This window comes from Novipirellula sp., from assembly GCF_041583735.1.
Taxonomy (GTDB): domain Bacteria; phylum Planctomycetota; class Planctomycetia; order Pirellulales; family Pirellulaceae; genus Novipirellula.
In genome coordinates this window covers 1-5925 of record NZ_JBFHFD010000549.1, presented here as the reverse complement: position 1 = coordinate 5925, position 5925 = coordinate 1, and the positions used below count along the sequence as shown (strand labels likewise).

The 5925-nt window shown below is 56.0% G+C and carries 2 protein-coding genes; one reads left to right on the top strand and one right to left on the bottom strand.

Annotated elements, in window-relative coordinates; all coding sequences use genetic code 11:
• Nucleotides 1-1633, bottom strand: a 1633-nt coding sequence (locus tag ABX962_RS27955; protein ID WP_372724378.1) for an adenylate/guanylate cyclase domain-containing protein, incomplete at its 3' end; no start/stop codon positions are given.
• A 161-nt stretch (nucleotides 1634-1794) separates the two neighbouring features.
• Between ABX962_RS27955 and ABX962_RS27950 the strand changes: the two genes are divergently transcribed.
• Nucleotides 1795-5925: FG-GAP-like repeat-containing protein (locus ABX962_RS27950; RefSeq protein WP_372724376.1), on the top strand; the 4131-nt coding region annotated here is incomplete at its 3' end.

Here is a 5925-nt window from a genome sequence, read left to right as displayed (position 1 = left end):
TGATCCCAAGCGGTTTGGCGTCGGCCAAGTGACGTGTCTGCAGGACGATCTCGCTTGCCGCCCCTTGGCACTTTGTCACTTCATCGAGTGTCGATGAGGTCAGCAAAACCCGGACCCCAAACGCCTTCGTCATCCCTTGCACTCGGCTAGCGACGTTGACGGTGTTGCCGAGCGGGCCGTATTTAAATTTGACCTTCGATCCGGTGTTTCCCACCTGGGCCACGCCGGTGTTGATTCCGATTCCAAAGCCGAACTGGTCGCTGGTGATATCACTCCACTTTTGACGAAGTGGTTCGATTTGTTTCAGCATCAGATTTGCTGTGCGACACGCACGCAGGGCGTGATCGGGTTGTTGTGCGGGGGCTCCCCACATCGCCATCAATTCGTCGCCGATGTAGTCGACCAGCACGCCATCGGTTTCAATCACACACTGGCTCAGTTCCGTCATGACATCGTTGATCCACTCGATCGTACGTGCGGGGCCGACCCGTTTCGATACGGCACTGAAGCCACGGATGTCACAAAACAAGACGGTCACCTCGGCGTCTCGGCCGAGCAGCAGATTTTCGTTTTTCTCGAGTCGATCCGTCACCGCGGGCGAGAAGAACTGAGTCAACGAAGCTCGCAGCGATTCTTCGTGCTGGCGTGCCAAACCCGAGGCGACTGCACTGGCCATGACTTCCAATAACGTCGCTTCAAGCTCGCCGATCGGCTCGTTGCTGCGGTCGTCCACGACGCGGCGGTCCCCATAAACGACGCCGATCACTTCGCCCGCCTTGTTAAACATGGGCGCGGCAACGGCGCGATCCAGACTGATCATCGACGAACCTGCGGTCTGCAGATAGCTATCGGGTTCGTAGATCACCGTCTTCTTCGTCTGCAGCACGTTGTCCAGCAGTCGAGTGCTGCCCGAGGGTAAGGGTTCGATCGTTTTGCTGTCGGTAAAGTTGATCGAGGAATCCGATTCGAACGAAAACATTGAGCGAACGGTCCAGTGATTGCCCGCGAACAGGATGACATAGGCGCGGTCGAGTTCGATCATGTTGGCGACCGCTCGCACGGCCGCTTCAAAAAATTCGTTTGATCCGGCGGCCTTTTGCACCACGGTCAGTGCCTGACGCACCAGACTAACGGCGACGGCGGCAGGGTTCTTGTCACTCGTTTCGTTTTTCAGTTGGCCAAGACGTGCGTCCTGTGTGCCGTTGGTCATGCTCGAATCGACGGCATCAAGCGTCCGCATGGATCGGTCATATTCGACCGGCGCGTTCATCGATTTGAGAGTAAAGGTCAGCATCAATTGCTGCGGCAATTTAACGGTGACGTTGCCCGAGACCGAAAGCGATTGCCCGGGACCGATGACCACGTTTTCGTCGCTGACCTGGAAACTGTTGGTTGAATGAATATTGACTAACCGCAGACCACCGTCACCATTGTCTTCGACCCGCATCGATCGGCGTGAAACGCCGATCATGTCGATTGGGGCGACGGCGAGGCGGAAATTGCCATTGCCGACATTTTGGGTTCGCAGCAATTCTTCGCCATGATCCATCCGGCCGATCTCAAGCGGCAGACTTGCCTTGTAGACGTGGTTCGTCTCATCTCCTAATTTGACAATCACGTCAACAAATTTCACTACAACGACCTCGCGGGAATTTCGGTTAAAAGAAAGCTCGAAAAAGGGGGCATCTCATTAGGGGGAGACGCAATTTACTTGCAGCAGCCTACCGCAGCAATTAGCTTCACAATAGCGTTATACCCTATCCTAGCGGGAACTCTTTAGCCCTGAGACGATCTATGCCCCGTTTTTCCGTGCGTCGTGTCCTGCGATCCGCTCGTAGCTCACGTCGTCGTCTGTTGGTCGAGTCTCTCGAATCGCGTCGCGTGCTGGCGACGTTCGTTGTCGATACACTTGTCGATACCGATCCACAATCCAGTTTCTGTGCGGCATCTCCGACGCCTGGAAACGGGACCTGTTCGATTCGCGGGGCGATTGCGGCAGCGGAGAACAATCCAGGGCCGGACCGCATCGAGATTCCCGCTGGCACGTACAATATCGATCCAAACTTTGGCAGTTTCGATATCGCCGCAGATCAAGATCTTGACTTCATCGGCCTCGGCAGCGGCCCCGACACGGTGGTGATTGACGGTGGTGGCGTTTCACGCGGGTTTGATATTTTCGGCTTCGGCGTTCCCCACACGCTGACCATGGAGAATCTGACGATCCAAAATGGGGTCGCAAGCGATGGTTCCGGCGGTGGCGGGATCAATTTCTTTGGCGGTGGCGCGTTAGAGCTGCGTCGTGTGATTCTGCAAGACAATCGCGCCGATGACAATTCGCAATTTCCCGGCTTCACCTCCTCCGGCGGCGCAATCCAAGCCGGTGTCAACGTGACGATCGAAAATTCAATCATCCGTCGCAACATTGCCACAGGTAATGGAGGAGGAATTAATTTTTCGACCACGGATCAACCGCAGACGCTGACCATCCGAAATTCGACGATCGAAAACAACGACACCGGAGATTCTGATACCGATTTCGGGCTCGGCGGGGGCGTGAACGTCAGCGGATTTAATTCGGTCTTGGCTTTGGACACCGTCGACGTTGCCAATAACGCAGCAGGCGACTCGGGAGGCGGTGTCTATTTCGAAGGATCATCGGTCACCGTGACTGATTCCAGTTTCATTTCGAACCAAGCGTTAGGATCCGATTCGGGCGGCGGAGGCTTATACATTTTCGGCGACGCGCTGAGCAATTTCTCGTTTGACATCAGCGGCGGTCGGTTCGAATCCAATTCGGCGGTTGCGGGTGCCGGTGGTTTGGAAGCCGTGGATTACAGCGGTACTATCGACGGCACCACGTTCCTACAAAACCAAGTGCTCGGCCAAGGCGACCAATTTGATCAGGGAGGCGGTGCCGTTGCCGTATTGGCTGATCCCGATACCAACCGCACGGTGACCATTCGTAACGCCGATATTCGCCAAAACGAAGCACCGACCGCTGGCGGGATCGCCCTGGTGAATGTCGATCTGGTGCTCGAAGATTCGGTGCTCGATGGCAACCAAACCACCACGCCACAAACCCCTGGGGCCGGTGCCATCGGCGCGGTCAGCAATTCGTTGACTCAGCAGATGACGATCACCGCGTCGACCATCACCAACAATGTGTCGATGAGCGAAGCTGGCGGGATCGGAGCAGCCGATGTCGATCTCGTGATCACCGACTCGACGATTTCGTCCAATACCGCTCAGTCCGGTCGCGGCGGTGGTATCGGATTGCTCGGCAACCAACGCAATCCGATCATGACCGCGTCAAGCGTGACCGTTGCGGGCAATCAATCGGGAAGCGATGGGGGTGGGCTCGCGTTTGAGAACGCCGGTTTTGATCTAACCAACGTTACCATCACAGGAAATCAATCAGGGCTGCAAGGTGGCGGTATCGCCGTGGGCGCGAGTGCACCAGGCGTTCAACACACGATCACCTTTTCGACCATTGCCGATAACCAAGCGCTGAGCTCGGGATCCAATATCGCCGCCCAAGGCGAACCGATTTCAATCGAAGCGAGTCTCTTTTCCGGTGGCGACGGGATTGCTCTACCGGGTACCTTCGTCTCGTTGGGCGGCAATCTCGATAGCGGACAAAGTATGGGGTTCAGTGATCCCAGCGATCGGAACAATACCGACCCGCAATTAGGGCCACTGCAAGATAATGGCGGGCCGGTCTTTACCCGGGCGATTGGCCCGCAAAGTCCAGCGATCGATGCGGCACGCAACACGCAGGTTCTGGTCGATGCACGGGGCACCGTGCGGCCCCAAGACGGTGATGGCGATAGCCAAGCCTTTCCCGATATCGGGGCTTTCGAACGGCTCGCACCACCGCCCATTATCGTTATCGCAGTCGATGACAATCCGTTGGGGATCCAGGAAGACGACCCGTTGACCTTTATCGATGTGCTTGCCAACGACTTGCCCACCGGTACGTTGACGGTCACGACCGTCTCTGCGGCAACTCGAGGTACTGTGACAATCGCCGCGGGCGGCAGCGGGCTTAACTACCTGCCTCGCGCCGATGAATTTGGACTCGACGTTTTTACCTACACCGTCAGCAATTCGTTAGGCCAAACCGCTTCGGCGACCGTGCGTGTGAATATCACCGCGGTCAACGATCCGCCAATTGCCGGTAATGATGTCGTGGATGTCGCGACGCGGCAAGTTTTCACGATCCAAGAATCGGATTTGTTGGTGAACGATTTCGTTGGTGCTGCCAATGAAACCACTCAGACCCTCAGTATCGTTGATTTGCCACTGAATACCGTTGCCGGTGCGACCATTGTATCAAGCGGAGGCATCATCACGATCACTCCCGACCCTGGTTTTGTCGGGCTGAGTGACTCGTTTACTTACACGCTCAGTGATGGGATCGACACCGCAACGGGAACTGTGGTTTTAAATTTCTCGACGCGAGTCAGCGGGCACGTCTATTGTGACGCCAACGGCAACGGCAGCGAAGACAGTGGCGAAGCCGTGGTCGGCGGACGCGTGTTCATCGATGCCGATGGGGATCGCACCTTTGATCCAGGCGAGCGAGAGACGCAAACCGATTTGCTGGGGGATTACTTCTTTTCGGGCCTGGTTAATGGTCAAGCGGTGATCGTGGCGGAAATTCCTGCGACCTGCCAAACCATTCCTGATAACCCCGGAGTCATTCGCAGCCAATTGGACGCAGGATTGTTGGCTCGTTCGATCACGGCAGCCGATGTCGACGGCAACGGCGATCTCGAGATGATCGTCGCTAGCGATTTGTCGGGAACACTTACCGTGATCGATGTGGTTGGCGGAAACCTTTCGTTGATCCGTGAAGTGACGCTGGACAATCGGCCTCAATCGGTCTTCGCCTACCCGCCAGCCTCAGCAAACAGTTCGGGGACGCCGCTGATCGCGGTTGCCGCCATTGGGCTGCCGAGTGAGGGAGGGCAAGTCTACTTTGGCAACGATTCGTATGATTCGTTCCCGATCGCTGCCGGCGCGATCGATGTCGCGATCGACGATTTTGGTGACGGCTTGCCCACCGTGGTTGCCGCGTCGTTTCGCCAATCCGGATTGACGTTGTTCGCGCCCGATGGACGCTTCGCACCTCAAGAATTGTCGGTCAACGCATCGCAGATTACATCGATCGCGACAGGGGATGTCGATGGGGACGGCGACAACGATATCGTCGTCGTCGGAATCGGCTACGACACGACGTTTGAAAGTGGTGCGTCCAGTGGCGATAGTGGTAGTGAGATCAGCATTCTACTGAACAACGGCAATGGCAGTTTCTCGCCACTTGCCGATGGACAATCCGATGCGAATTTGACCAGCAAATATGTCGATGTGACGTTGGCGGATATCGATGGCGATGGTCAACACGAAATATTGGCTTTGGATCAACGCCAAACGCTTCGTGTCCTGCGGTTGGATGGCGGGCAAGTTCGTCTCGTTTCGAGCACCTCGGTGACAGCCAAGGCTTCCAAGCTTGCGGTGGGTGATTTCAATCGTGATTCGCAACTTGATGTTGTGGTCGCCAGCAACAGCAATGACGTGATTGAGATCTTTGTAGGCGATGGGGCTGGTAATTTCAGCTTGGTTAAATCGATTCAGGATGTCTTTAATCCCATCGATTTGACTGTTGCTGATTTCGATCAAGATGGCGTCGATGAGATCGCCGTGGCCAATCTGTATCGCCGCTCGGTGGGCGGAAATAATCCTGATCCGTTGTTGCCAAGCACGGTCACGGTGTTGAAATTGCAAGTGGCCGAAGAGTCGGTTGTCGTCGATCAAAACTCGGTTAGTGTCGACTACACCTTCCCTCGTGTGACGCCAGGCTTCAGCCCACAAACAAGAATGGATGTCAACGCCAGTGGCGAAATCACGGCGAATGACGCGTTG